Origin of the sequence: Hymenobacter sp. 102, assembly GCF_049949205.1 — a bacterium.
Lineage (GTDB): Bacteria > Bacteroidota > Bacteroidia > Cytophagales > Hymenobacteraceae > Hymenobacter.
Window position 1 is genome coordinate 2,255,549 of sequence record NZ_CP188172.1, and the last position, 26,879, is coordinate 2,282,427.

The 26,879-nt window shown below is 61.0% G+C and carries 18 protein-coding genes and 1 riboswitch; of the genes, 11 read left to right on the forward strand and 7 right to left on the reverse strand.

Translation table 11 applies throughout. The features are described from left to right. The first annotated feature begins 112 nt into the window (after positions 1 to 112). A complete protein-coding gene (locus tag ACN19L_RS09755; protein ID WP_426493291.1) occupies positions 113 to 1,198 on the forward strand; it encodes a lysylphosphatidylglycerol synthase transmembrane domain-containing protein in 1,086 nt (361 codons plus the stop codon). A gap of 106 nt (positions 1,199 to 1,304) precedes the next feature. Here ACN19L_RS09755 and ACN19L_RS09760 read toward each other — a convergent pair whose 3' ends face one another. After that, positions 1,305 to 3,902 (reverse strand): erythromycin esterase family protein, encoded by a 2,598-nt coding sequence (locus ACN19L_RS09760; RefSeq protein ID WP_426493292.1) that lies wholly within the window; start codon positions 3,900 to 3,902, stop codon positions 1,305 to 1,307. 128 nt (positions 3,903 to 4,030) lie between these two features. Then, positions 4,031 to 4,450: a lipocalin family protein gene (locus ACN19L_RS09765; protein WP_426493293.1), complete on the reverse strand. Its 420-nt coding sequence runs from the start codon at positions 4,448 to 4,450 to the stop codon at positions 4,031 to 4,033. Between the two features lie 227 nt (positions 4,451 to 4,677). Between ACN19L_RS09765 and ACN19L_RS09770 the strand changes: the two genes are divergently transcribed. From ACN19L_RS09770 to ACN19L_RS09785, 4 genes are all read left to right on the forward strand, one after another. Then, positions 4,678 to 4,965: a LysM peptidoglycan-binding domain-containing protein gene (locus tag ACN19L_RS09770; protein ID WP_426493294.1), complete on the forward strand. Its 288-nt coding sequence runs from the start codon at positions 4,678 to 4,680 to the stop codon at positions 4,963 to 4,965. Positions 4,966 to 5,326: 361 nt separating this feature from the next. Next, positions 5,327 to 5,440: riboswitch (SAM riboswitch) on the forward strand. Positions 5,441 to 5,833: 393 nt separating this feature from the next. Next, positions 5,834 to 7,213 (forward strand): O-acetylhomoserine aminocarboxypropyltransferase/cysteine synthase family protein, encoded by a 1,380-nt coding sequence (locus ACN19L_RS09775; protein WP_426493295.1) that lies wholly within the window; start codon positions 5,834 to 5,836, stop codon positions 7,211 to 7,213. A gap of 237 nt (positions 7,214 to 7,450) precedes the next feature. Further along, a complete protein-coding gene (metX, locus tag ACN19L_RS09780) occupies positions 7,451 to 8,488 on the forward strand; it encodes a homoserine O-acetyltransferase MetX (RefSeq protein WP_426493296.1) in 1,038 nt (345 codons plus the stop codon). Then, a complete protein-coding gene (locus tag ACN19L_RS09785) occupies positions 8,478 to 9,743 on the forward strand; it encodes a homoserine dehydrogenase (RefSeq protein ID WP_426493297.1) in 1,266 nt (421 codons plus the stop codon). Before metX ends, ACN19L_RS09785 begins: the two co-directional genes overlap by 11 nt. Positions 9,744 to 9,815: 72 nt before the next feature. On the opposite strand, the gene ACN19L_RS09790 is transcribed toward ACN19L_RS09785, so the two are convergent. Together ACN19L_RS09790 and ACN19L_RS09795 are read right to left on the reverse strand one after the other, a co-directional pair. Continuing rightward, entirely contained in the window at positions 9,816 to 10,976 is a 1,161-nt protein-coding gene (locus tag ACN19L_RS09790; RefSeq protein ID WP_426493298.1) for an alpha/beta hydrolase, read from the reverse strand. 66 nt (positions 10,977 to 11,042) lie between these two features. Continuing rightward, positions 11,043 to 12,269, reverse strand: coding sequence for an alpha/beta hydrolase (locus ACN19L_RS09795; RefSeq protein ID WP_426493299.1), 1,227 nt, complete (start codon positions 12,267 to 12,269; stop codon positions 11,043 to 11,045). Between the two features lie 139 nt (positions 12,270 to 12,408). Here ACN19L_RS09795 and ACN19L_RS09800 point away from each other — a divergent pair, with 139 nt between their 5' ends. Together ACN19L_RS09800 and ACN19L_RS09805 are read left to right on the forward strand one after the other, a co-directional pair. Then, positions 12,409 to 13,314: a S66 peptidase family protein gene (locus ACN19L_RS09800; protein WP_426493300.1), complete on the forward strand. Its 906-nt coding sequence runs from the start codon at positions 12,409 to 12,411 to the stop codon at positions 13,312 to 13,314. A 65-nt stretch (positions 13,315 to 13,379) separates the two neighbouring features. Continuing rightward, on the forward strand, positions 13,380 to 13,901 hold the full coding sequence (locus ACN19L_RS09805) for an N-acetyltransferase family protein (protein ID WP_426493301.1): 522 nt from the start codon (positions 13,380 to 13,382) through the stop codon (positions 13,899 to 13,901). Between the two features lie 88 nt (positions 13,902 to 13,989). Here the strand turns inward: ACN19L_RS09805 and ACN19L_RS09810 are convergent, their stop codons facing one another. From ACN19L_RS09810 to ACN19L_RS09820, 3 genes are all read right to left on the reverse strand, one after another. Continuing rightward, positions 13,990 to 15,009 carry a M28 family peptidase gene (locus tag ACN19L_RS09810; RefSeq protein WP_426493302.1) on the reverse strand — a complete coding sequence of 340 codons (1,020 nt, stop codon included), beginning with the start codon at positions 15,007 to 15,009 and terminating at the stop codon, positions 13,990 to 13,992. A gap of 153 nt (positions 15,010 to 15,162) precedes the next feature. Beyond that, a complete protein-coding gene (gene cysS / locus ACN19L_RS09815) occupies positions 15,163 to 16,710 on the reverse strand; it encodes a cysteine--tRNA ligase (protein ID WP_426493303.1) in 1,548 nt (515 codons plus the stop codon). Positions 16,711 to 16,948: 238 nt separating this feature from the next. Continuing rightward, positions 16,949 to 18,079, reverse strand: a complete 1,131-nt coding sequence (locus ACN19L_RS09820) for an endonuclease/exonuclease/phosphatase family protein (protein WP_426493304.1) — start codon at positions 18,077 to 18,079, stop codon at positions 16,949 to 16,951. A gap of 204 nt (positions 18,080 to 18,283) precedes the next feature. Between ACN19L_RS09820 and ACN19L_RS09825 the strand changes: the two genes are divergently transcribed. The 4 genes from ACN19L_RS09825 to infB all read left to right on the forward strand — a co-directional run bounded on the left by ACN19L_RS09825 (position 18,284) and on the right by infB (position 26,867). Continuing rightward, on the forward strand, positions 18,284 to 21,694 hold the full coding sequence (locus ACN19L_RS09825; protein ID WP_426493305.1) for a gliding motility-associated C-terminal domain-containing protein: 3,411 nt from the start codon (positions 18,284 to 18,286) through the stop codon (positions 21,692 to 21,694). Between the two features lie 106 nt (positions 21,695 to 21,800). Further along, positions 21,801 to 22,274: a ribosome maturation factor RimP gene (gene rimP / locus ACN19L_RS09830; RefSeq protein WP_426493306.1), complete on the forward strand. Its 474-nt coding sequence runs from the start codon at positions 21,801 to 21,803 to the stop codon at positions 22,272 to 22,274. 132 nt (positions 22,275 to 22,406) lie between these two features. After that, complete coding sequence (gene nusA / locus ACN19L_RS09835; protein ID WP_426493307.1) at positions 22,407 to 23,693, forward strand: transcription termination factor NusA; 1,287 nt, start codon at positions 22,407 to 22,409, stop codon at positions 23,691 to 23,693. Positions 23,694 to 23,816: 123 nt separating this feature from the next. Next, positions 23,817 to 26,867 (forward strand): translation initiation factor IF-2, encoded by a 3,051-nt coding sequence (gene infB / locus ACN19L_RS09840; RefSeq protein WP_426493308.1) that lies wholly within the window; start codon positions 23,817 to 23,819, stop codon positions 26,865 to 26,867. Positions 26,868 to 26,879: the final 12 nt, after the last annotated feature.

The following is a 26,879-nucleotide window of genomic DNA, read 5'->3' on the forward strand; positions in this document are numbered from 1 at the left end:
AATTCGGCGGCATTTGGCTGAAGGGAAGGGCAACCACCCGTCCTCAACGGCGCTTCATTATCCTCGCCTACGCAAATCCGTACCTTTAGCCACACCCACTGCCCGCTTTGCAATGCCACAGCTAACCCAACCCCAGACCGAAGACCAGCAGCTCTTGGATAAGCTCCGCCCCTCGCGGATTGTGCTGCCGGTGCTGATTGGCCTGAGCGTGGTGGGCTTTATGTTCTGGCGCAGCTACCAGCCCGGCGACCTGGCCCCCCTGGCCAATGCCAAGCCGCTGTGGCTGCTGCTGATGCTGGTGGTGCTGGTAGCCCGCGACGCTGGCTACGTGTACCGCATCCGCTACCTCACCGAGAAAGTACTGAGCTGGCGGGCCGCCCTGGATGTGATTATGCTCTGGGAATTCTCCTCCTGCGTGCTGCCCTCGGCGGTGGGGGGCACGGCCGTGGCCCCGGTGCTGCTGCACAAGGAGGGCATTCCGCTGGGTAAATCGGTGGCCTACATTATGGCCACGGCCATGCTCGACAACCTGTATTACGTGCTGATGGTGCCGCTGGTGGTGCTCATCGGGGGCGATGCGCTGTACCCGCACGAGGCCCTGCAGGGCGGGTTAGTAGCCACGCTGCGGGTAGGATTTGTGCTGAGCTACGTATTTGTGACGGCTTACGCGCTCTTGATGCTGTACGCCATTTTCGTGAATCCGCAGGCGGTGCGGCGGCTGTTTATCCGGCTGTTTTCGATGCGAGGCTTGCGGCGCTGGCGCAATAAGGCCTACCAACACGGCAACGAGTTGGTGCTGGCCTCCCAGCAACTGCGGGGCAATGGCTGGGGCTACTGGCTGCGGGCGGCCCTGAGCACGGCCTTCGTCTGGACGGCCCGCTACCTGGTTATCGGCTGCCTGATTGCGGCGTTTATTGACGTAAGCTGGTCGGAGTTCTGGCTGATCTTCGGCCGCAACCTCACCTATAAGGTCATCCTGCTGATTGCTGTTACGCCCGGCGGCGCGGGCATTGCCGAGGGTGCTTTCCCCACGTTCTTTGGCAAGTTTATCGGCACACCCACCATGACCAACTTTATGGTGTTGCTCTACCGCATCGTCACGTATTACCTGTACTTGGTGTTGGGGGCCGTGTTTCTGCCCCGCTGGATCACCCGCATCTACGGCAAGCCGGCCGCCCAGCAGGTTATGCACCCTTAAACCGCCATTTGCAACATAAGCTCTCATTCCGAACGAAGCGCGGAATTTGGGAATACCGCATTAGTGGTTCAACTCAGATTCCGCGCTTCGCCCGGAATGACATGGGCTACTTGGTAGCTTCCAGCGTCGGGGCCGGCTCGGCAGGCACGGGGCGCTGGTAGGTTTGCCAGAACTCGGGGCGGTAGGGCGTGTGCTTTAGCTGCACCGACAGAAACTCGGCGGTGCGAGGATCAATTTTCGGATTGAGCGGTACAAGCGCGGTGCCGGCGGGCAGACTGGTGAAATACTCCCTTGTGGTCCCTTGGGAATAGAATGGCTTACCGCCCAATTTGCGGCCAATGGCCAAGCTTTGCGAAGAGCTTTCGGCCGGGTGGTAGCGGCCGGCAGCTCCCTTCTGATACAGCACAATATTGGCAGTGCGGTTATCGGAGAACACCTCCGTGTACAGCCTGGAAATCTGATTGTTGCGGCCGTAATACTTGTGTGAAACAGCATTATAGCGCGTCGTATCAAACTGCCACAACGCCTCGTAGCGAACTACCGCGTAGTTGTCCTGCCGCACGTACACTTTGCCGGAGTAGCCAGCTTCCAGGTAATTTCCGGTGCTACGGTGCGTGGCCCGTTTCACGGCAAAATTCAGCACGTATACCGTGGCTCCATCATACGGCCGGATGGTATCCAGCCGCAGCGCGAACTTGCTCAGCGTGGCCGATTTAAACAACGGAGAAGTGCGTACCGGATCGGAAGTTTCGGCACTGCTGCCAATGGGCAATCCGGTTCTGCGAGTAGAATCTTGGGGTTGCACCACGATATGCTTCTCCTGTACCCGGTGCTTCTGAAACGGGCCCATGAACAGAAAACCTCCGTCGCGGTGCTGATAGCCAGCCGGCTCAAATAGCTGACTGATGTATTCCACCTCCGTTTGCAGCGTATCGAAATTGCTGATGCGCCGGTGCGTGTACACCTGGGCCATGTAATCCTGCTGCTCGTAGTTGGTCTCAATGGCCTTGATGACCTTTTTCATAATCCGCTTCGGGTCCTGCGACTGGGCACTCACGCGCACATCGGCCAGGGCAAAAGCAGCCGGCACGAGGCGAACCGTCGCGGCAGTTCCGGCCGCTGCCGTCAGCGTACCGGGCTCGTAACCGATGCTGCTGATCTGTACCACCTCGCCCCGGCGCGCTTCGAGCCGGAAACGGCCCTGGGCATCCGTCACGGTACCGGCGCTGCGAGCAGGTATGGCCACCGTGGCGAAGGGCACCGGCTGGCCGGTTTTGCGGTCCAGCACCGCGCCACTGAGCGTAAAGGCCGCGCCCCCGGTTTTGGCGGCGGCCGTGCGCCGGATTGGGTCGGGGAAATTTACCGGCGAAGGAGGCCGTGACGTATTGGCCGGAGCACTGGAGCCGCTTGTCGGACTGGTGGCCACCGGCTGTGCGCCGTGGGGCGGATTTACCGCTTTCAGAAACAAAAATCCATCGACCACCTTGCTCCAGGGGCCGGTTATGGGGCGGTAATCAAAGGCGTAGGTGGTCAGGCTGCGGCCCGGCGCGTCGTGCTTCAGGCTCACAAAGCTGTACTCCTGGCCCTGCGCCAGCAACTCGGCCTCCAGCGTACCGGCAGCTGGCGCGGGCACCGGCAGGTACTTGCCCCAGGAGCCGAAACCGTGGGTGCCGCCGCCCGCCAGCGTACCCAGCACATACACGGCTTCCGCACCCAATCCTTCTTTTACGGCCTGTCCCATCGGCCGGAAGCCGTTGGTTTCCGCAGTATTCAACGCTTGCACCTGATTAGCCAGATGCGGCAGGGCACCCCAGCAGATAATTTTTTCCTGCGGATGCTGACGCGCGTACCACAGCAGGTTATCGGCCATCTGGGCGTCGCGGGGGTTGCTGGTGGTGGGCGTCCATTCTGTAGAGTCCTTCACGCCGGGGTCGTTGGTGGCGTAATCGTGGGCCAGGGCCTGGAGGCTGCGCAGGTTCTGGAGCCAGAAGACGGCCCGCTCCCGGCGCTGGGCATTGGGGCCGGCAGCTACTTTTTCCAGCAGCTTGCGGGCCTTGTTCATTTGCATGTTGAACAGCACCAGCTGGTGGGAGGGCGGAAACAGGAAATGCTCCCCCATCATGCTGATGCACTCATCCAGGTAATCATAGGCAATGCCATCGGCTCCTTTCTCGGGCTTGAGAAAGGCTTCCAGCTCTTCCAGCAATTCCTCCTGATATGCCCCGCTCAGCTGGTAGTCGAACCCGGCTACCTTCAGCTTGCCCGGACCCAGCAATGGCAGCAGCCCCCGAAACTCGCGGGTACTCGTCCACACCCCAAATACGCTGTTATCAATAGCCTCCGCCGCCGAAGCGCCCTTCTGCAACTCCCGCTGGGCGCGGTCCAACTCATAAATGCCACTTTCAAAGGCTACCGTGGTGAAGCCCATGCGCTCCTGCAAAAAGCGCATCAGCCGAATTTTGGCCTCGAACACATTGCCTTCCCCGTGGGTGGGCTCGCCCAGCATTATCACCCGGGCCCCGCCAATTTCCTGGCGCAGAAACTCCAGGTCAGCAAAATCGGTGTCGGTGGGGCTGATGCTGCGCACCGGGTGCGTGGGGATTGGGACGCTTGCTGCCGCTGCGGTTGGGGCATTTTGGGCCAGCATGGGGCCGGCCAACACACTCAGTAGGCCTGCCAGGGCCAGCACTCGAATAGAAAACATAGTAACAATGGTATGTAGCGGGCCGGTAAGCTACATACTTCCGCGAATACTCATCAAAAAAGCCCTTTTGCTTGGAGCAGAAGGGCTTTTTTGAGTTTTTGGACTGTTATACAAACCTAACAGCGGGGTTATTCTTTTTCAAGCTTCAGTTCAGCACCGGTGGGGGCTTTCAGCGTCAGCTTGTCATCGGTGAGGGTTACCACGGTGAAGGTGTTGCTCTGGGCAGCACCGTCGGGCGTCATGGTGATGGTTTTGGCTCCCTGATCGAAGGTGTACTTGCCGTTTACGGCGCCGGTGGGGGCCGTCATGTTGTACTGGCCGTTGGCGAAGAAGGTGATGCGCTCATCTTCCTGAGCATCAGTCTGCTTTACCTTGTCACCGGTGGAGCTCAGCTCCTTATCGGTTTTCCAGACTTTGCTCTGGGTACCGTACAGCATATTTACGCCTTCTACTTTGCCCTCCTTGCTGCCGCAGGAAGCAGCCGTGAAGAGGACCAGCACTGCCAGCAGGCTGGCCAGGAGGCGGAAGGGAGAGGTCAGGGTTTTCATGGGGAGAGTGAATAGGGTGAAGGATGTGGCAGAATCAGCGGCCGCAGGGCCGATAATGCCCCTCTTACGGCTTGATCCGCCAAGATGTTTGCCGTAGGGCTGAGGTTGCCGCGGAAGCACTGTCGGGTTATAACCTATTGCCCACCACGGCGTAAGAAGCCTGTGACTGCCAGCCACCCCGGCCGCAAGTCGGTGCTTCCCCTCCCACTCTTAACGATTCTACTCCTATGGGACTGTTTGATTTTCTCTCGAACGAAGGCGAAAAAAAACCCGTTGAGCCCGCCGCTAAACCAGCCGCTGGCGGTGCCACCGATTTTTTCGGTAACGCCAATGCTGCCGCCACTGAAGGCGAAACGTACACGGTAGTAAGCGGCGACTCGCTGTCGAAAATTGCCCGCAACCACTACGGCGACGGTACCAAGTGGCACCAGATTTACGAAGCTAACAAAGGTGTAATCGGCTCCGACCCCGACAAGATTGAAGTAGGCCAGGTCCTGACGCTGCCTAAAATCTAGGCCAACTTACTTCTTGAAAATATTCAAAAAGCCACTCCTCACAGGGTGGCTTTTTCCATACCCGGCCAGCACAGTTTTTCACCCTCTCTGCGGCCTGCAGCCCCATCTTATGCAGCCAGCGCAGCAGCTGTACTTTTGCTACCTAACTCGCTCCCCTCCTAACCACAAGAAACTCACCCTAAAGACAATTTAATGATTATCAACCACCTGCACCCATAACCAAAACAACAAACCGGCTACCGGGCCAGACAAAAATATTTTCGTTTATTTTCACTCATCTATTGCAGATATCAAATCTGCGCCTATACCTTTGCAACACCAACCCGGTACTCCCCCGTTTGCGGCGGGGAAGTTTTCATAGGATTTATACAGAAGTGGCGAGAGAACAGGCTCCGTGACCCACTGGCAACCTTCGACCGCGCGAAAGGTGCCAATTCCTGCCCGACCAGCCATTTGGCGGCGGGGCATATAACTCAGGAGTACCATGGAAAACACCCTCGCCTTCGCCTCTTCGAACCCCACCGCCTCAGCCGCCTTCGGGCCTGCTGCTTTGCCGTGGGGTGTTTGTGTTGCCCCGGCCGCTGTAGCCGCCGCTGGCCGAATGCGAATGCGCTGCTGTTGCGGCGCGTGTTGTTGCTGTTGCTAGCCGCCAGTTAGGCTACGCAGCCCCCCTCCCCTTTCAGTAGCTCCGGCCGTGCCGGGGTGTCCGGCAGCCGGCACCCGGCGGCCCCTCCGCACCCCCTATCGTTTTCACATTCAGCGCGTTGCTGCGTGACCTTGGTGCGGCTTCTTGCCCGGTTTACGGGCGCTTTGCGGCGGTTTTCGCCCTCCTGTTTACATCCCTACCTCTTCCTAAACCAGCAGTACCATGTCCACGCAGCACCTCCACTTCGAAACCCTGCAACTCCACGCCGGCCAGCAGCCTGACCCCGTAACCGGTTCCCGCGCCGTGCCTATTCACCAGACCACCAGCTACGTGTTCAAGAACGCCGAGCACGGGGCCAACCTGTTTGCGCTGAAGGAGTTCGGCAATATTTATACCCGCCTGATGAACCCCACCACCGACGTGTTTGAGCAGCGCGTGGCGGCCCTGGAAGGCGGCGTAGCGGCGCTGGCCGTATCCTCAGGGCAGGCGGCCCAGTTCATTGCCCTCAACAACATCCTGCAGGCCGGCGACAACTTTGTGTCCACCTCCTTCCTGTATGGCGGCACGTACAACCAGTTTAAGGTGGCGTTTAAGCGCCTGGGCATTGAGGTGCGCTTTGCCGATGGTGACAAGCCGGAGAGCTTCGAGGCCCTGATTGACGAGAACACCAAGGCGTTGTACCTGGAAACCATCGGTAACCCCGGTTTCAACGTGCCCGATTTTGAGCGCATTGCCGCCATTGCCGAGAAGCAAGATCTGCCGCTCATCGTGGACAACACCTTCGGGGCGGGCGGCTACCTGTTCCGGCCGCTGGAGCACGGCGCGCACATCGTGGTAGAATCGGCCACGAAATGGATTGGCGGCCACGGCACCAGCGTGGGCGGCGTGATTGTGGACGGCGGTAAGTACGACTTCGGCAACGGCAAATTTCCGCAGTTCACGCAGCCTTCCGACGGCTACCACGGACTGGTATTCAACGACGTATTCGGCAAAAACGGGCCGTTCGGCAATATTGCCTTCATCATTCGGGCCCGGGTGGAAGGCCTGCGCGACTTTGGCCCTTCGCAGAGCCCATTTAACTCCTTCCTGCTGCTGCAGGGCCTCGAAACCCTGAGCCTGCGCGTGGACCGCACCGTGGAAAACGCGCTGCGCATTGCCACCTGGCTGGAGCAGCACCCGCAGGTAGAAGCCGTGAATTACCCCGGTTTGGCCAGCAGCCCCTACCATGCCCTGGCCCAGAAATACCTGAAGCGCGGCTACGGCGGGGTGCTCACCTTCGCCATCAAAGGCAGCAAGGAAACCGCCATCCAGTTCATCGATAACCTGAAGCTGGTGAGCCACCTGGCCAACGTGGGCGACGCCAAAACGCTCATCATTCAGCCCTCGGCCACTACGCACCAGCAGCTTTCCGAGGAGGAGCAGCGCGCCGCCGGCGTAACGCCCACGCTGCTGCGCCTGTCCCTGGGCATTGAGCATTTTGAAGATATCCGGGCTGATTTGCAGCAGGCGTTTGACGCCGTGCGCAACGCCGCCACTCCTGAGCACGGCAGCACCCTGCTGCCCGAGCCGGAACCCGAACACGCTGCCCCGCTGGAAGTCTAGCAAAACTTGAGATGGGTTGAGGTAGTGGGCGGCAGGTGAGAGAGCCACCCATTACGCAGCTTCCAGCACGCAGCGCGGGCACCCGCACGGGTTTTTGTGAGAGAAAATCCTCGTGCAGCAGTGGTGCCCGCACCTTTTTCTGAGAGTTGAATGATGAGGTATGAATGATGAATTGGCGCGAATAAGTCAGCATTTATACCTCATCATTCAGCATTCATAACTCATCACTCCGAGACAATGTCTTCCGCAGAATCCCACGTGTTTCATCTGCCCCGGCCGTTGCGGCTGGAAAATGGCGGTGTACTACCGCACGTGGCGGTAACGTACCATACCTACGGCCAGCTGAGCCCCACCCGCGACAATGTGCTGTGGGTGTGTCACGCCCTCACGGCCAACTCTGATGTGCTGGAGTGGTGGCCCGGCCTGGTAGGCCCCGGCTGCCATTTTGACCCGAGCGAGTGGTATATCGTGTGCGCCAACGTGCTGGGCTCCTGCTACGGCACCACCGGCCCGCTCACCCCCGACCCGGTTACCGGCGAAGCCGCGTTTCAGCAGTTTCCGCTGGTGACCATTCGGGATATGGTGGCCGTGCACGAGGCCCTGCGAGAGCATCTGGCCCTGCCGCGCATCCATACCCTGATTGGGGGCTCACTGGGTGGGCAGCAGGCGGTGGAATGGGCCGTGCAGCGGCCGGATGTGTTTGAAAACCTGGTGCTACTGGCCACCAGCGCCCGGCACTCGGCCTGGGGCATTGCCTTCAATGAGGCGCAGCGCCTGGCTATTCTGGCCGACCCGACCTACCACCAGGCCACCCCGGCCGGCGGCGCGGCGGGCCTGCGGGCGGCGCGGGCCGTGGCCCTGCTCAGCTACCGCAGCCACGATGCCTACGGCCGCACCCAAACCGACGCGGACGAAACCAAAACCGCCGACTTCCTGGCCAGCTCCTACCAGCGCTACCAGGGCGACAAGCTGGTGGCCCGCTTCGATGCCTACAGCTACGTGACCCTCAGCCACGCCATGGACTCGCACCACGTGGGCCGCGGCCGGGGCGGGGTGCAGGCGGCCCTGGGCCGGATTCGGGCCCGCACATTGGTGCTGGGCATTACTTCCGATGTGCTGTTTCCGCCCCAGGAGCAGCAGCTATTGGCCCGCTACATCAAAGGGGCCATGTACGCCGAAATGGACTCCCAGTACGGTCACGACGGTTTCCTGATTGAAACCGCGCAAATCACCCACTTCCTCGAACGATTCTACGTCCAGACGTATGTCCACTAACCTTGCTCCCTCGCCTGTTTCTTCCGCACCTGCCCCGGCCCACCCTTGGCGCGTGGGCCTGATTGGGTTTGGCTGCGTAGGCCAGGGCCTGTACGATATTCTGCAGCAACGCCCCGAAGCGGGCTTCACCGTAAGTCGCATTGCCGTAAAAACGCCGGGCAAGGTTCGTCCGCTGCCGGCCGGGCGGTTTGAGTTTGATGCCGAGGCCCTGCTGAACGACGACTCACTGGATGTGCTGGTGGAGGTAATTGACGACGCCGATACGGCTTTCCGGCTGGTAAGCGAGGCGCTGCGCCGGGGCCGCCGGGTGGTGACGGCCAACAAAGCCATGCTGGCCCGCCACCTGCCGGAGCTGGTGCAGCTGCAGCGCGCTGGCCAGGGCACCTTACTATACGAAGCGGCCGTGTGCGGTAGCATCCCCATCATTCGGACGCTGGACGCCTATTTCGGGGCTGAGCCCTTGCGCCGCCTTACGGGTATTCTGAACGGCTCCTCCAACTACGTGCTTACCCGCATGGGGGAGGATGGCTCCGAGTACGCCCCGGCCTTGCTGGAAGCCCAGCACAAAGGCTTTGCCGAAACTGACCCCACCCTGGATATGGGCGCTTTCGACCCGCGCTCCAAAGCCGTGCTGCTGGCTGCCCACGCCTACGGCTCCTTCCTGAACCCGGATGAGGTGCTAAATCTGGGTATCGAAGGCATTAGCGCGGTGGATATTGCTTTTGCCGCCAGCAACGGGCAGAAGATTAAAGTAGTAGCCGGCCTGCAGCGCCTGGCCGATGGCCGCATCACGGCCCTGGTAACGCCCCAGCTGGTAGGTCCCGAGTCACCGCTGTATTCGGTGGACCGGGAGTTTAACGGGGTGGTGATTGAGGCAGATTTTGCGGGTGAGCAGTTTCTGCAGGGTCGCGGGGCGGGTGGGCATCCTACCGGCTCGGCCGTGCTGGCCGATTTGGCCGCCCTGCGGCAGGGATTCACCTACCAGTATTCCAAAGCTGCCAACCCCGCCGAGTATGCCTCCGACCTGGAAGTGGAAATCTATCTGCGCACCGACGAGGACCGCCTGATTGACCTGCTGGACTTCAGCGAAATCTCGGAGGAGGCCGACGAGGACGAGTACGTGGTGGGCTACGTGGCATTGGCCAACCTCATCCGCCACCGGGATACGCTGCGCAAATACGGCGCGTTCATCGTGCGCACCGGCCGCCTCCGCCCCGTCAGCACCGAGGCACTCACGGCCGAAGTGCTGGCCTGATTTCAGCCGTAGAGCAATGCATTGTTTACCGGCAGCCCCGCTACTTGGGTACAGTAGCGGGGCTGCTGATTTCTACCGGGGCGGAGCCGCGCCGACAGCTTCCGCCGCTGCCGGCACCGGCCGCTGCGGCACCGAATCAGGAGCCGTTTTCAGCAGATCGGGCTGCCATTCCGGCTGGGGGAGCGGCAGCGCGGGTACCAGCTGCACCCGGCGCGGCAGCAGCATAGCCGTTACCTGGGCTTCCCGGCGCGGGTTCAGGGCCGCGGCCAGCAGCGGGCCCGGTGCCCCGCTACCCAGCAACGGCCGCAAAAAGTCGCGCATGGCAAAGAACGCCGAGTCGATATAAGTGGGCTCAACGGAGTATGGCACGTGCCCCGCGCCACGCAGGCGGCGCAGCACGTTGGGCACGTCCACAGCATTGGCCCGCAGGCGCAGCGCCCCGCTGCCGTACACCAACTGGGCTGGCAGTTGCGCCCCAATGGTGCCTTTGGCGTAGGGCACTAACCCGTCGCGGGTGCCGTGCACACTGCACAGGGGCGGGTCGCCGGCTTCCAGCCAGCTGGCTCGGGCCAGGGCGCCGCATAAATTCACTACGCCGCGGGGGCGGCTGCTGTAGCCCGCGTGGCCGCCGGTGCCTTCCAGCCCGCCCAGCGCGGCCAAATCCAGGTAGGCGGGCACTTCAGCCACTTTGTTAAGGTAGCCGGTCTGCAAGGCCATGAAGCCCCCGGCCGAGGAACCGCCCACAAACACGTACTGCGGGTGCACCCGGTACTTGCGGGCGGTGGCCGCATCATGGCGAAAAAAGCGCACGGCTGCCCGCATATCCTGGGTGGCCCGAATGGCCGCCCGCCCAATACCAACGGTATCAAACGGGAAGAAATACAGGCGGTAATCAATGGTAGCGGCCACGTAGCCCAGCTTAGCTAGGCGGGTACACAGGGCTGTCATGACGGCATCGTCGCGGGTGCCGGTGAGGAAGCCGCCTTCGTGAGCCAGCACGACCAGGGGGCGGCGGCGCACGGTGTCGCCCTGAGGCTCGTACACATCCATGTACAGCGTCTGGGGCAGCCCAATCATGGTGGTTACGTGGGCAAACTCCACGTTGCGGCGCACCTGTACCTGCCGGAATACCGGCCGGTGGTAGCGGCCGTGGGTAGTATCGATGGGCGTCGTCGGCTGCGCCTGCGCGGCCCGCAGGCAGCAGCTGAGCAACAGCAGCAAAAGGTATTTCATAGCAAAAGGCAGCCGCCAGTAAAGCAGCTGCCTTTTCAAAGATACTACCGAAAGGCAGCACCTGCTTTACAGAAACACAATGCGCCGGACGGCCAGCCCCTCCGTGCGCACCAGATAGGTGCCAGCAGGCAGAGCCTCGCGTTGCAACACCAGCGTCGGCTGCTCCCACTGTAGTCGGCGCACTACCTGCCCGGTGGTGTTCAGCACTTCCACCGGCTGCCGCCGAAATGCCTGTGTAGCTGGCCACTGCAGCTGCACGGTGGCCGTGGCGGGCACCGGAAACGCCTGGGGCATAGTAGCGGCAGCCGGTTTCACGGCCGTAACCGTGGCGGCCTGCCGCAGCAGGGGCCGCAGAAAGTCGCGCACCACGCGCGTAGTGGTATCCATGTAGGCCACGGCGGCGGGGCTACTGCCGTTGTAGGGCACGTGGCCAGCCCGTTTGAAGGTGTATAGTCGGTTGGGTACGCCCACGGCCGTGGCACGGGCGTGCAGGATGGCACTGCCGTACACTTTCTGCGCGGGCAGCCCCCCGCCTACCGTGCCCGCCGCGTAGGGCACCACGGCATCGGCGGTACCGTGCACGCTTACTACCGGCACGTTACCAGCCTCAATCCACCAGGGGCGGCCCAGGGCGCCACATAGGTTGACGACGCCCTGCACCGAACTGCTGTAGCCAGGGTTGCCGCCGTTGCCTTCCAGTCCGCCCAGTGCCGCCAGCCCGATGTAAGCGGGTACCTCCGTATCCTTATCCAGATAGCCGGTTTGCAGAGCCATAAACGCTCCCGCCGAAGAGCCCCCGGCGTAGATAAACCCGGAGTGGATGCGGTAAGTCTTGCTGGTGGCGGCATCCTTACGGAAGAAACGTATAGCCGCCCGCATATCCTGGGTGGCGCGAATGGCCGCCCGCCCGATGTTTACAGTATCGAAGGGCAGAAAGAGCAACCGGTAATCAATGCTGGCCGTCACGTAGCCCATGCGGGCAAAACGGGTACACAGCTCTACCACGTCCGCGTCGTTCTTGTTGCCGGAAACAAAGCCACCACCGTGGGCAAATACCAGCAGCGGCCGGCGGCGCACGGTGTCGCCGGTGGGCTGGTACACATCCAGCCGCAGATTCTGGTTGTTACCCAGAAAGTCGGCGGCGGCCCCGTAAGTGACATCCTGCGTGCGGGTCACATTGGCAAAAACGGGTCGATAGTAACGCCCCCCAGTAGTATCAATGCGGCTTTGAGCCGCGCCTTCCAGCACACTGCCCAGCCACACGTAAAACAGCGCAAGAACAAGTTTTTTCATAGGATGGCGTGATATGACCTATGCAAGTTAAAATATAACTCTTTCAATCAAAATTTTTCTTATTCCAACAACATCTTGCTTCTGTACAGAAGCACATGCTTCCGTTGAGTACGTTTACTTTCTTAGCTAGTTTCTCTCGATGCCTACTACTGCCCCTCCCCCCCTCCGCCCCGGCGACCAGGTTGCTATTGTGTGCCCCGCCCGTAAAGCCTCGCACGAGGAACTGACCGCCGCCGTAGCGACCCTCGAAAGCTGGGGACTGTGCGTAGTGCTGGGCGCCAGCACCAACGTGGCGCAGCACCAGTTTGGGGGCGACGATGAAATCCGACGGCAGGACTTTCAGCAGCAGCTCGACAACCCCGAAATCCGGGCCATTCTGTGTGCCCGGGGCGGCTACGGCACTACCCGCATTATTGACGGCATCGACTTTTCGCGCTTCGACGAGGACCCGAAGTGGATTGCCGGCTTTTCGGATATCACCACCCTCAATTGCCATTTGCTACGGCACGGGCACCAGAGCATTCACGGGGTAATGCCGCTCCTGTTTCATCTGGAAGGCGGTGAGGATTCTTTGGAGAGCCTGCGCCGGGCGCTGTTTGGGGAGCAAATCAGCTACGCGGCACCGGCCCACGCGCTTAACCGGCCCGGCACGGCCACCGGCGAGCTGGTGGGCGGCAACCTGAGCATCCTGCAAACCCTCACCGGCACCCAGTCCGACGTATCCACGGCGGGCCGCATCCTGTTTCTGGAGGATATCGACGAGTACCTCTACGCCATCGACCGGATGCTGGTGCACCTGGACCGCACCGGCAAGCTGGCCCCCCTGGCCGGACTGGTAGTAGGCCATTTTACCAACCCCCAGGACAACGCCGTGCCCTACGGCCAAACGCCCCAGGAAATCATCGACCACTACGCCAGCCGCTATAATTTCCCGGTTGCCTACGACTTCCCCGTGGGCCACGAGCCCCAGAACCAAGCCCTGATTGTGGGCCGCCCCGCCCGCCTGACGGTGGCCGCCGCCGGCTCGCGGCTGGAGTACGTGTAGCGCCTTTGCATGCTGCCCCGGCTGTCGGGGTCGGCTATTTCCCTAACCCACCACTCTTCTATACTATGTCTGTTACGATTCGTCAGGTGGCGGCGCCGGAGGTTGCGCCCTTGGTTCCGGTACTCACGGAGCTGCTACGGGATGCCGTGGATGGCGGGGCTTCCATGGGGTATCTGCCGCCATTGGTTTCTGCCGAAGGGGAAGCGTATTGGCAGGAAGTAGGCGCGGCCGTAGCGGCCGGCACCACGCTGCTGCTGGTGGCCGAAGAGGACGGCCAGGTGCTGGGCACCGGTCAGCTGGTGCTGGCTACCAAGCCCAACGCCCGCCACCGGGCCGAAGTATCGAAGCTGCTGGTGCACTCCCGGGCGTACCGCCGGGGCATCGGCCGGCAGCTGATGCTGGCGTTGGAAGACGTGGCCCGGCAGCACAGCCGCTCCACCCTGGTGCTGGATACCCTGCAGGGCGCGGGCTCGGAGCTGCTGTACCAGGGCCTGGGTTACACCGCCGCGGGCGTCATTCCGCAATTTGCGCGCACGGCCGGCGGGGCACTGGAAGGCACGGTAGTGTATTACAAGCTGCTGAGCTAGACTTTGTCTGGTGAAACATCAGCCCCAAAAATGGGCTTCTCCACATGGCCGGAGAAGCCCTTTTTTTGGCTAGCTTTTAGATGAGGGCTTATTCGCCGTAAAGTACCGTCAGCAGCGTCTGACCGACGGCTTTGAGCGTGCGCCGGTCAATGATGCTCATGTTGTCCTGGGTAGTGTGGTGGTAGGGTTGGAACTCCCCGTTGGGCAGGAAGTCGATGATGTCGATGGTGCGGATGCCGGCGTTGTTGGTGAACACGTGGTCATCGGTGATACCAAAGCCATCGGCGAACAGGAAGTAGTCGGAGAAACCCAGCTGCGAGGCTGTATTCCACACTTTCTCTACCACATCGGGCGCTTTCTCGCGGGAAAGCTGCTCGCGGCTGAACTTACCGCCTTTGGCACCTACCATATCCAGCAGGATGCCATAGTTAGGCTTATAGCCCAAGGGCAGCAGGTTTTTGGCCCAGTACTGAGAGCCCAGGCACCAACTCTCCTGATTGCCCAGCAGGTTCTTCTTCTCGCTCTGGGTGCTGCCGTCGTAGCCGTAATCCTCCGAGTCGAACAGGATGAAATCGACACCTACGCCGGGGGCCAAGCTATCCTTCTGGGCTCCCAGCACGCGGGCCATTTCCAGGGCCACGGCCACGCCGCTGGCCCCGTCGGAAGCACCATCGAGGGGGGCGTTCTTCTGAGTCTTATCCTTGTCGGCGAAGGGGCGGGTATCCCAGTGGGCGAAGATGGCCACCCGGCGCGGGGCCTGGGGCATGTACTGGGCAATGATGTTGCGCGACTTGAGCATCTTCCCATCAAAGGCCATGGCCTCGAAGGGCTGCTCCTTCACCGTGAGGCCCGCTTCCTTGAACTTGCCGATAATCCAGTCGCCGGTTTTTACGTGGGCCGCCGTGTTGGGCACCCGCGGGCCGAAGCTCACCTGCTTGGCCGTGAAGGCATAGGCCGAATCGGCGTTGAAGGCCGGGGCTTTGGGCAGCGCGGGTTCCGCAGCAGCGGTATCGGTAGTTTCGGCGGTGTCGTTTTTGCTGGGGCAGGCCGTGAGCAGGAGCAGGCTGGCCACAGCGGCCGGGGCAAGGCGAAGAAGGGGAAGCTTCATACGAGGCGTAGTAGCGTAAGCTTTAGCTTGCGACGGCAGAAAACGGCGCAAAAAGGGAGTTAAGAAGGTAGCAAATGGAAAAGCTCTGCAAACTACGACTTGCGCGGAAAGCCGGGCAACAGCGGCCGGTACCTGCGCAAGCTAAAGCATGCGTTACTCCTCACTATACGCCCAGTCGATACCGGCCTTGGTGTCCTTCACCACGATGCCCTGTTCCTTCAGTGCCGCCCGAATCTGGTCTACCTTATCGTAGGCCTTGGTGGCTTTGGCTTCCTGGTAGAACTCCAGGGTGAGGCGGAGCAGGTCTTCGGCACTGGCCCGGGGTTCGTCGCGCAGGCCCAGCACATCCTGCACCAGTGCCTGGTAGGCCGTGGTAGCCTCGTCCAGCGCGGCGGCGCTGACGGTGGCCAGGGTGGCGGGGTTGGCGGCGAAGCCGTTGAGTTTGCGCAACAGGTTGAACAGGCTGGCAATGCAGCGGGCCGTGTTCAGGTCATCGTTCAGGCCCACGAAGCAGTCCTGCACCAGCTTGTGCAGCTCCGCATCGGCGGCGGTGGTATCGGGCGTTTTGCCTTCCGCAACCGGGGCCACGGTGCGGGCCTTGATAACGTCGGGTGAGAGGCTCAGCTCGCGCAGTTTATCCAGCAGGCGCAGGCCGTTCATCAGCTTGCGGTAGCCTTTGCGGGCGGCCTGCAAACCTTCATCGGTAATATCCACGGGGCTGCGGTAATGGGCCTGCAGCAGGAAGAACCGGGCCGTCATGGGCGAGTAGGCCTGGGCCAGGGTGGTATTCTCGCCCGAAAACAGCTGGCTGATGGTGATGAAGTTGCCCAGCGACTTGCTCATCTTCTGCCCGTTCACCGTAATCATGTTGTTATGCATCCACACCTGGGCCTCGTTGGTGGGGTGGTTGCAGGCCTGACTCTGGGCAATTTCGCACTCGTGGTGGGGGAACATGAGGTCCAGCCCACCGCCGTGGATGTCGAACTCGGCCCCGAGGTACTTGCGGCTCATGGCCGAGCACTCCAGGTGCCAGCCGGGAAACCCGTCGCTCCAGGGCGAGGGCCAGCGCATGAGGTGACGCTCATCGGCCTTTTTCCAGAGGGCAAAATCCAGGGGGCTGCGCTTTTCCTCCTGGCCCGCCAGGTTGTCGCGGGAGCCGGCCAGCAGTTCCTCCACCACGCGGTTGGAGAGCTTACCGTACTCGCGGCCGGCGGCGTTGTAGGCGGGCACATCAAAGTACACTGAGCCGTTCGACTCGTAGCCGAAGCCATTGTCGATGATTTGCTGCACCATCTCAATCTGCTCCACAATGTGGCCGCTGGCCCGGGGCGTAATATCGGGTGGCAGGCAGCCCAATGCCTCCATGTGCTGCTGGTAGAGATTGGTATAGCCCTCGGCTACCTGCATGGGCTCTACTTTTTGAGCCCGCGCAATCTTTCCGATTTTGTCTTCGCCCTCATCGGCGTCGCCTTCCAGGTGACCCACATCAGTGATGTTGCGCACGTAGCGCACAGTGTAGCCCAGGTAGCGGAGGTAGCGCGTCAGCACGTCAAACACCACCGGCCCGCGGGCGTTGCCCACGTGGGCTTCGTTGTACACCGTCGGGCCGCACAGGTACACTCCCACGAAGGGCGCATTGAGGGGCTGGAACGGGGCTTTGCGGCGGGTGAGGGTATTGTAGAGCGAGAGAGGGTGCTGCATGGGTGCAAAAGTAACCGCCGTAGCGGCATGTATCGGCGGCGGTGCCAGATTTTATCACCGGCTACGGTAGCTGTCGGCAAAGGGTACCTTAACAGGAAAGGGGCGCTAAAAGTCTGCTAGCAGCCCCGTATTTCCCGAAACTTAGTTTATAAACCAGCCCAAGCGGTACAAACCGCCACCCAGCTAGTTTATAAAGTTCGGCAGGTAGTACAAACTGTTCCGCGGCCGGTATATATTTCTACCGTTTAGCGCCGGGTGGGCGCAGCTGATAAGTAGCGGTGGTGGGGAAGTGGTCGGAGTAAGGAATTTCGTGGTGCACCTGGAAGTCCTCGATGGAGAAGCGGAAACCGGCAAACTGATTGTCGATGCGCACGAAGGGCAGGCGACCATTGTAAGTGCTGCCCACGCCGTTGCCCACGCTGGCCCAGGCGTTCTGGAAATTATCGGCCAGTTGGTCGTAGCTGTAGCTGTAGGGCAGGTCGTTGAGGTCGGCGCAGAGCAGGATGGGGTAGCGGCACCGGTTAAAGCGCTTCACCAGCGTATCTACCTGCCAGTGCCGGGCAATGGCCCCGCGCTTGAAGCGCCGCAGCAGCCCCACTCCTTTCTGTTTGAGGCCGGCTTTGCTGGAATAGCTGTCCACAATGTCCTTCTCCTCCATACTCATGCTCTGCAGGTGGAAGCTGTACACTCTGATAGTATCCTGGGACGGCAGGCGCACATCGGCCCACATGGCGTGGTTCTGGGTGAGTTTGCCAAAGCTGATGGTCCCGCGGTGCACAATGGGAAAGCGCGAGAAAATGGCCATACCAAACTCGGCCCCGGCGCTGTTGGTGAGGGTTTTGGATAGGAACGCCTCCCGGCCCGCCTCACGCCCGATCTTATCCACCGTGCGAAACACGGTGCCATCCTGCGTTTTGGTCCCGGCCGGTTCGTTGTAGAACTCCTGCAGACACAGAATATCGGCCGGGTTGTCCTGCAGCCATTTCACCATGGCTTTCGATGACTGCAGCCCCTCATTGCGCAGCTGCGGATACACATTAAATATCCGCACGTTGGCCGACAGCACCCGCACCACCGGACCCTTTTCCGGGGCAGGCGCATTCACCAGACGAAATGGATGCAGCGCCAGCCCCCGCTGAAAGTGCGGCCACGTGAGCACAGCCAGCGCCAAGGGCAGCAGGGCCACCGGCCAGCGCCGCAGCAGCCAATACCCCACCAGCAGCAGGTTCAGGGCTAAAGCCACCGGTAGCGTGAGCGCCCCGAATATGGCTGGCCAGAAGGTGTAGGCTGGAATCTGGGCGCAGGCAATGGCCGCCAGCACCCACCCCATCACCAACACGGTAGTCTTGAAAGCAAACGAACGACGCACGGGCAACTTTTCAGCGGCAAATTTGGTCAGCCCAGCAAAGGTAGCCGTTCCGCACGAGCCGGCACCACCGCCAAAATGGCCTGCATTTTGCGCCGCGAAGTGCGTATCTTTCGCTTGGTTTATTTTCAGTTGTTTATGGCCCGATTTTACTTCTTTATCTGTTTGTTGCTGAGTACGCTACCGGCTGCCGCGAGCCCGCGCCCAATGGCAGGTAATCTGCCGGAGCAGAGCCTGGAGTTTGTGGAAAACAAAGGCCAGTGGGCCCGCCCCGCTCTGTTTCGGGCTGAAATACCCGGCGGCCAGCTCTACCTCACGCCCACTGGCTTTACCTATTCCCTGCTGCACCCGGCCGATATGCAGGCCATTTCTCACCACAGCAGCCCCAATGCCGACGCGCCCCGCCAAGCGCATCCGGCTGCGGTCCGAGGCCACGCCTATACCATGATGTTTGTGGGCGGCAACCAAAAGGGTACTCCCACAACGCAGGAGCCCACCGCCGGCACCCGCAATTACTTCCGGGGCAACAATCCGCAGCAGTGGGCTTCCGGAGTGCGGGGCTACCGGCAGGTGCGCTACCCGGCCGTGTACGCGGGTATTGCCGTGCGCCTCTACGAAAATCAGCAGCAACAATTGGAATACGACTTCGAGCTGGCCCCGGGGGCCCGCCCCGGTCTCATCCGGCTGCGCTATGATGGCCTTACCAGCCTGCACCTCACGCCCGAGGGCCAGCTGCGGCTGGAAACTTCGGTGGGCTCTGTTACGGAGCAAACGCCCCAGGCCTGGCAAACCCTGCCCTCCGGCCAACGCCGCCCGGTAAGCTGCCGTTTCGTGCTCAGCGGCCAGACAGTGAGCTTCCAGCTGGGGGCTTACGACACCAAGCTCCCTTTGACCATCGACCCTACCGTGCTGTTTTCCTCCTTTACCGGCTCCACGGCCGATAACTGGGGTTTCACGGCTACTTACGATGCCCAGGGCAATATGTACTCCGGCGGTGTGGCCTTCGACGAAGGCTACCCTGTCTCGACGGGAGCATTCCAGGCAAAGTTTGGCGGAGCCGGCGACGTGGCCATCATCAAGTACCGCGTGACTACCTCCGGCCCGGCGGCCCGGCTGTACGCCACCTATTTAGGTGGTAATGGCACCGATGCGCCGCATAGCCTGGTAGTAAATGGGTTGGGCGAGCTGATTATTCTGGGCACCAGCGGCTCCAGCAACTTTCCGGTTTCGGCCGGTGCCGCGCAGAGCAAGTTTCAGGGTGGTTCCGGCATCAACCCGTTGGCCCCACTCAGTACTAATTTTGATGGGCAGATGGGCTATAAGAACGGGTCCGACCTGTTCGTGGCCACGCTCAGCCCCGATGGCTCCCGGCTGGTGGCTGCCACCTACCTGGGCGGCACCGCCAACGACGGCCTCAACCTCAGCCTGACCAACAATTACGGCGACCCTTTCCGGGGCGACGTGCTGACCGACGGGGACAACAACGTGTACCTGGCGTCCGTCACGCAGAGCCCCGATTTTCCCACGGCCCAGGCTCTGCAGCCTGGCCGCCAGGGCACCTCCGATGCAGTGGTGGTCAAATTGCCCCGCCTGCTTAACCGCCTGCTCTGGAGTACTTACCTGGGTGGCAATGGGGCCGATGCGGCCTTTTCTGTGCAGCTCACCCCCGACCGCCACCTTTACGTGGGCGGCGCTACCGACAGTCCTGATTTCCCAACTGTAGCCGGAGCCATGCAGCCCGCGAAGGTCGGGGGACGCGACGGTTTCGTGGCCTGCCTGACCCCGGCGGGCACCGCATTGCGTTACGCCACGTACTTGGGCACCCCGGCCGATGACCTGGCATTTTTCCTGCAACTGGACGCCAGCAACGACGTGTATATTCTGGGCCAGACCACTTCCAATGACTACCCCATCACGCCCGGCCTCTACGGAGTGCGGGGTGCGCATCAGTTCATTCACAAGCTCGATGCCACCCTCCGCCTCACCCGCTACAGCACCGCCTTTGGCACCACGCAGCCCGTGCGCGACATTTCCCCCACCGCCTTTCTGGTGGATGATTGTGAGCGGGTGTACGTATGCGGCTGGGGCGGCGTAACCAATAGCACCGGCTCCACCCGCAACCTACCCGTTACCCCCGACGCCGCCCAGCGCACCACCGATGGCAGTGACTTTTACCTGGCCCAGTTCCGGGCGGGCATGACGGGACTGGAATACGCCACATTCTTCGGCGAAAACGGTGGCCGCGGGGAGCACGTGGATGGGGGTACTTCCCGCTTTGATAAGAAGGGCGTCGTTTATCAGGCTGTGTGCGGCGGCTGTGGCGCTACCCAGGGTTTCCCGGTTCCCCAGGGAGCTAACTACTACACCACCCGCAACGGCAGTGGCAACTGCAACAATGCCGCCTTTGCCATCAGCTTCGGGCTTACCGTGGCTGACCCCGGCCCTACCCGCTACGTGTGCGTGAAGGATGGCCCCGTAACCCTGGGCGGGCAGCCGGCCGGCGGCATCTGGAGTGGCCCCGGCGTAACGCGGCAACCCAACGGCACCTACCAGTTTCAAGCCACGCCGGCCCTGGTAGGCCGCAATGTGCTGCAGTACTCCGTAGCTACTACCGGCATCTGCCGCAGCACCCGTCCCCTGGCCCTGATTGTTACTCCCGAGCGCGTAATGAGCATCAGTGCCGTGCCCAATCTGTGCGCCAACGGGGCGCCCGTCACCCTCCAGGCTACCCCGGCCGGCGGCACCTGGAGTACTACCAAAGGTCTTTCTGGCAACATATTCAATCCTCAAACAGCTGGCCCCGGCACCTATACGCTCACCTATTCCATTTCCGATACGGTAGGCTGCGGCTCCACAACCCGCACCATCGTGGTAAACCCATTGCCTCAGGTAGCAGCCGGTCCCAACCTCACCTTTTGCGCCTACGAAACCCAGCCAGTGCAGCTGACGGGCTTTTCCCCGGCTGGTGGCACCTGGAGCGGCCCGGGTGTATCGGCGGGTGGGCTGTTTACACCACCCAACACCAACCTGCGCGGGGGCATCTTTACGCTTACCTACACCGTCACGGAAAACGGCTGCGCCAACTCAGCCACCCGGCAGGTGCTGTTGGCCCCTTCGCCCACCATCAACTTCCCGCTGAGCGTGCCCGAGTGCAGCAACTTCCCGCAGTATACCGGACTAGCCCCGTTCAGCTGCTCCTTTGTGCCGGTGCTCATGGGTGGTACCTACTCCTGGGATTTCGGGGATGGCAGCCCCCTCTCCACTGAGGAAGCTCCCACCCACGTATTCCAGCAGCCCGGCACCTACCAGGTGAAGCTCACGGCCAAGTACAGCAACTGCACTGTCGAAACCAGCTTCGTACCCGTGGTGGTGGGGGAAGTGTTCGTACCCAACATCATTACGCCTAACCAAGACGACAAAAACGAGACCTTTATTCCCCGCTTCAGCTGCCGACCGGCCCGGCTGCAGGTGTTCACGCGCTGGGGCAATAAGGTGTTCGAAACCGATACCTACCGCAACGACTGGCGCGCCGATAATCTGCCCGACGGCCTGTACTACTACCACCTGAAAGATGCCGATGGCCGCGCTGTAAAAGGCTGGGTCACCGTGCAGCGCTGATGGCTTGCTTTCCGTTATTTAGCGTTGTATCTTTGCTCCCGCAAACTAGAACACGAACAGAGGGGACGGACAGTCCCCTCTTTCTTTTATCACCGGTTTCCATTCCATGAACCTCGACCAAGCCCGCCTTTCCGAGTTCCTCCAGGACAGCCTGCCCACCGACGACAGCCTGTTTGTGGTGAGCCTCACGGTGTCGGATGCTATTCGGCCCAAAGTAACCGTTACCCTCGACGGCGACCAGGGCGTGGGAATCGATGAGTGTGCCCAGGTAAGCCGCCGCTTGGCCCGTCGCATTGATGAGGCTTATGGCGAGGATGCCAGCTACACCCTGGAAGTAACCTCACCCGGAGCCGACCAGCCCCTGCGCGACCCGCGCCAGTACAGCCGCCACGTGGGCCGCAGCCTCAGCCTGAAAATGACTGATGGCACCGAGAAGACTGGTGTACTGGAAGCCGCCGATGCCACGGGCATTCAACTGGCGGAGGTTGTGAAGGAAAAAAGCAAGAAGAAAACCCTTCCCGCCGTACTTATCCCGTTCGGGGACATTAGCGAGGCGAAAGTGGTTATTTCATTTAAATAGTACATACAGGTTGCCGACAGCTCCGGCTGTTGGCTTGATTCTGAATTACTCACCTTTTAGCTGTTGTCGTCTGTTGGCACCCCGCCGATGGCTAACAGATGGCTAACAGCTAGTAGCTAAAAGCTTACAACAATGAACAGCAACGTCCTCATTGAATCGTTTGCCGAATTCGCCCGGTCGAAGAACATCGACCGCCCTACGATGATGAGCATCCTGGAGGAAGTGTTCCGTACCATGATTCGCAAGAAGTACGATGACGACTCGAACTTCGACGTGATTCTGAACGTGGACAAGGGCGACCTGGAGATTTGGCGCAACCGCGAAATCGTGGACGACAACTCGGAGGATATCTGGGACTTCGACAAAATTCCGCTGGCGGAGGCCCAGAAAATTGAGCCCGACTTCGAAATCGGCGAGCAGGTAGCCGAGGAAGTGAAGCTGGAAGATTTCGGCCGCCGCGCCGTGCTGATGGCTCGCCAGACCCTGATTCAGCGGGTAAAAGACCTGGAGCGCGACAACCTCTACCAAGCCTACAAAGACCAGGTAGGCGAAATTGTGGTGGGTGAAGTGTACCAGGTGTGGGGCCGTGAAGCCCTCATCCTGGACAAGGACGAGAACGAACTGGTGCTGCCCAAAGGCGAGCAGATTCCCAAGGACCGCTACCGGAAGGGTGACACCATCCGGGCCGTGGTCCACCGCGTGGATGTGCTCAATGGTACCCCTAAAATCATTCTTTCCCGCGCCGCGCCGGCTTTCCTGGAGCGTCTGATGGAGCAGGAAGTTCCCGAAATCTTCGATGGCCTTATCACCATCAAAAATATCGTCCGGGAACCCGGCGAGCGGGCCAAAGTAGCCGTAGAAAGCTTCGACGACCGTATTGACCCGGTAGGAGCCTGCGTGGGCATGAAAGGCTCGCGCATCCATGCCGTGGTGCGGGAGCTGGAAAACGAAAATATTGACATCATCAACTACACCGACAACCTGGAGCTGTACATCGCCCGGGCCCTGTCGCCGGCCAAGCTCACGTCGATGAAAATCAACGAACAAACCGGCCGGGTTTCGGTGTTCTTGAAGCCCGACCAGGTGTCGCTGGCCATTGGCCGCGGTGGCGCCAACATTAAGCTGGCTTCGCGTCTGGTGGGTATGGAAATCGACGTGTTCCGGGATGCCGGCGACTTCGAGGAAGACATCGCTCTGGACGAGTTCCAGGATGAGATTGAAGGCTGGATTATCGATGAGCTGAAGAAAATCGGCCTTGATACCGGCCGCGCCGTACTGGCCGTCAGCAAAGACGACATTGTGCGCCGGACCGAGCTGGAGGAGGAAACCGTGGAGGAGTTGTTCCGCGTGATCCGTCAGGAGTTCGAGGACAGCGACGAACAGGACGACGAAACCCCAAATTCCGGCGACGCGCAATGAGTGCGCGGCGGCCGGTACGGCAAGGACGCTAGCATCAGCCGGGTGGCTTGATTTTAGCGTCGCCCGGCAAGATTTAAGTTAGTACCTTTGCACCAAGATAAGAGTATCGTTCGCGAGCATAGAATGGCGGAAGCAGCAACCAAACGGCTGAATCAGGCGGCCAAAGACCTGAACGTTGGACTGTCCACAATTGTGGATTTTCTGGCGGGAAAAGGGCATTCCATCGAAAACAAACCCACGACCAAGCTATCAACGGAGCAAGTGGCTCTGCTTGAGAAGGCCTTCGCGTCGTCGGCGCAGGATAAAATGGATGCTGCCAAAGTAAGCCAGGCCAAGCGCCAGAGCGAGCTGGAAGCTGCCGCCGCGCAGGCCGCAGCCGCCAAAGCAGCCGAGTCGGCTAAGCCGGCTCCGGCTCCCAAACCGGCTGCTCCCGCTCCGCAACCCGCCCCCGTTCCGGCACCGGCTCCTGTAGCCGAAGCCCCCAAGCCCGCCCCGGCCGAAGAGCCGGCCCGCGTGCCCGGGCTAAAAGTGCTGGGCAAAATTGAGTTGGATTCGAAAGGCCGTCCGGTTCCGCCCAAACCGGCCGCGGCTCCGGCTCCGCAGCCGGCGGCAGTAGCTCCGGCCCCGGAAACTCCCAAAGCTCCGGAAGCTCCTAAAACTCCGGTTGCTCCCAAGGCTCCGGTTGCTGAAGCTCCGCACCCCAAGCCGGAGCCTGAAGCGCCCAAAGCAACTCCGGCACCAGCACCAGCACCGGCTATAGCCCTTGAGGCCGCTACTCCTGCCCCGCCTCAGGCTCCGGCGGTTGTTACCCCGGCACCCACTGCCCCGGCTGCTGCTCCGGCTGCGGCTGCGGAAGCACCTGCCGTTGCGGATGGTGGCGCCGAAGAGGGCACCATCGTAGCCAAAGCCGACCAGTTGAAGGGTCTCACGGTACTCGGCAAGATTGAGTTGCCCGTTGATTCGTCGCGGCGTGGTGGAGGACGAGGGGCCCGCCCCGTGGCGTCCTCGGATGTTCGCAAGAGTGGCCTCAATCCCAACGACAAGAAAAAGCGCCAGCGCATTCCCATGAATGGGCCCGGCCAACAAGGCGGTCAGGCCGGTCCTGGTCAGCAGGGTGGTGGCAACCGCCCTGGTGGTCCAGGCCAGCAGGGAGGCAATCGTCCCGGCGGTCAGCAGGGCGGAAACCGTCCCGGCCAGCCCGGTGGCAACCGGGACAACCGGGGTGGCAACAACCGTCAGCCCGCTGTGCCGCTCACGCCCGAGCAAAACGATAAGCAGATTCAGGAGCAGATCAAGGCTACGCTGGCCAAGCTCAGCGGCGGCCGGGGTGGTCAGCAGCAGAACCGCGCCAAGTACCGCCGCGACAAGCGGAACATGGCTGCCGAAGACCGGGAGGCGCTACGTGCGCAGAACGAGCTGGACGCCAAAACCCTGAAAGTAACTGAGTTCATTTCCGCTAACGACCTGGCTTCGCTCATGGACGTATCGGTAAATGAGGTTATCAAGGTGTGCCTGAATATGGGCATGTTCGTTTCCATCAACCAGCGCCTCGACGCCGAAGCCATTACGGTTATTGCCGATGAGTTTGGCTACGACGTGGAATTCCTGAGCGCCGAGGAAGAGGAAACCAACATCGAGTTTGAAGACAACGAAGAGGATCTGCAGCCGCGGGCTCCCATTGTGACCATCATGGGTCACGTGGACCACGGTAAGACCTCGCTGCTTGACTATATCCGGAACGCCAGCGTAGCCAAAGGCGAAGCCGGCGGTATTACCCAGCACATCGGGGCCTACGACGTAATGACCAAATCGGGCAAGCGCGTCACCTTCCTTGATACGCCGGGTCACGAAGCGTTTACGGCCATGCGTGCCCGTGGTGCCAAGGTGACGGACATTGCCATCATCGTGGTAGCCGCCGACGACTCGGTGATGCCGCAGACGAAGGAAGCCATCAACCACGCCCAGGCTGCCGGGGTACCCATTGTTATTGCCCTCAACAAGATTGACAAGCCCGGTGCCAACCCCGACAAAGTGCGGGAAGAGCTGTCGGTTATCAACATCCTGGTAGAGGAATGGGGTGGTAAGTACCAGAGCCAGGAAGTATCGGCTAAAACCGGCCTGGGTATCGACGACCTGCTGGAAAAGGTGCTGCTGGAAGCCGAGATTCTTGAGCTGAAAGCCAACCCCGACCGCAACGCCGTGGGTACGGTTATCGAAGCCTCGCTGGACAAAGGCCGGGGTTACGTAACCACTATTCTGGTGCAAACCGGTACCATGCAGGTGGGCGACATCGTGCTGGCTGGTCCGCACTTTGGCCGCGTGAAGGCCATGACTGACCACCGCGGTAAGAAAATGAAGCAGGCCGGCCCGGCCACACCGGTGCAGGTACTCGGCCTGACCGGAGCCCCGCAGGCGGGCGACAAAATCCAGGTGATGGAAACGGAGCGTGAGGCCCGTGAACTGGCTACGCAGCGTCAGCAGCTGGCCCGTGAGCAGAGCATGCGCACCAAGAAGCACATCACCCTCGATGAAATTGGTCGTCGTCTGGCAATTGGTTCGTTCAAAGAGCTTAACGTCATCGTGAAAGGCGACGTGGACGGCTCGGTGGAAGCACTGGCCGACTCTTTGCTGAAATTGAGCACGCCGGAAGTGGCCGTGAACATCCTCAGCAAAGGCGTGGGTGCCATTTCGGAAACCGACGTACTGCTGGCTTCGGCCTCCGACGCCATCATTATCGGCTTCCAGGTGCGGCCCTCGCAGAGTGCCCGCAAGCTGGCCGAGCAGGAGCAGATTGATATCCGCCTCTACTCGATCATCTACAACGCCATCAACGAGGTGAAGGATGCCATGGAAGGCATGCTGGCCCCAACGGTGAAGGAAGTAGTGGTAGCCAATGCCGAAGTTCGTCAGGTATTCAACATTACCAAGGTGGGCACCATTGCCGGCTGTATGGTAACCGACGGTACTTTCACCCGCAAAACCAAAGTACGCCTCGTGCGCAACGGCATTGTGGTATACTCAGGCGAAATTCAAGACCTCAAGCGTTACAAAGACGATGTGTCGGAAGTACGCCAGGGTTACGAGTGCGGTATCTCGCTGAAAGGCTTCAACGACCTGCAGGAAGGCGATAACATCGAAGGCTTCGAAGAACAGGAAGTAAAACGGACGCTGTAATAGCTGCCGTAG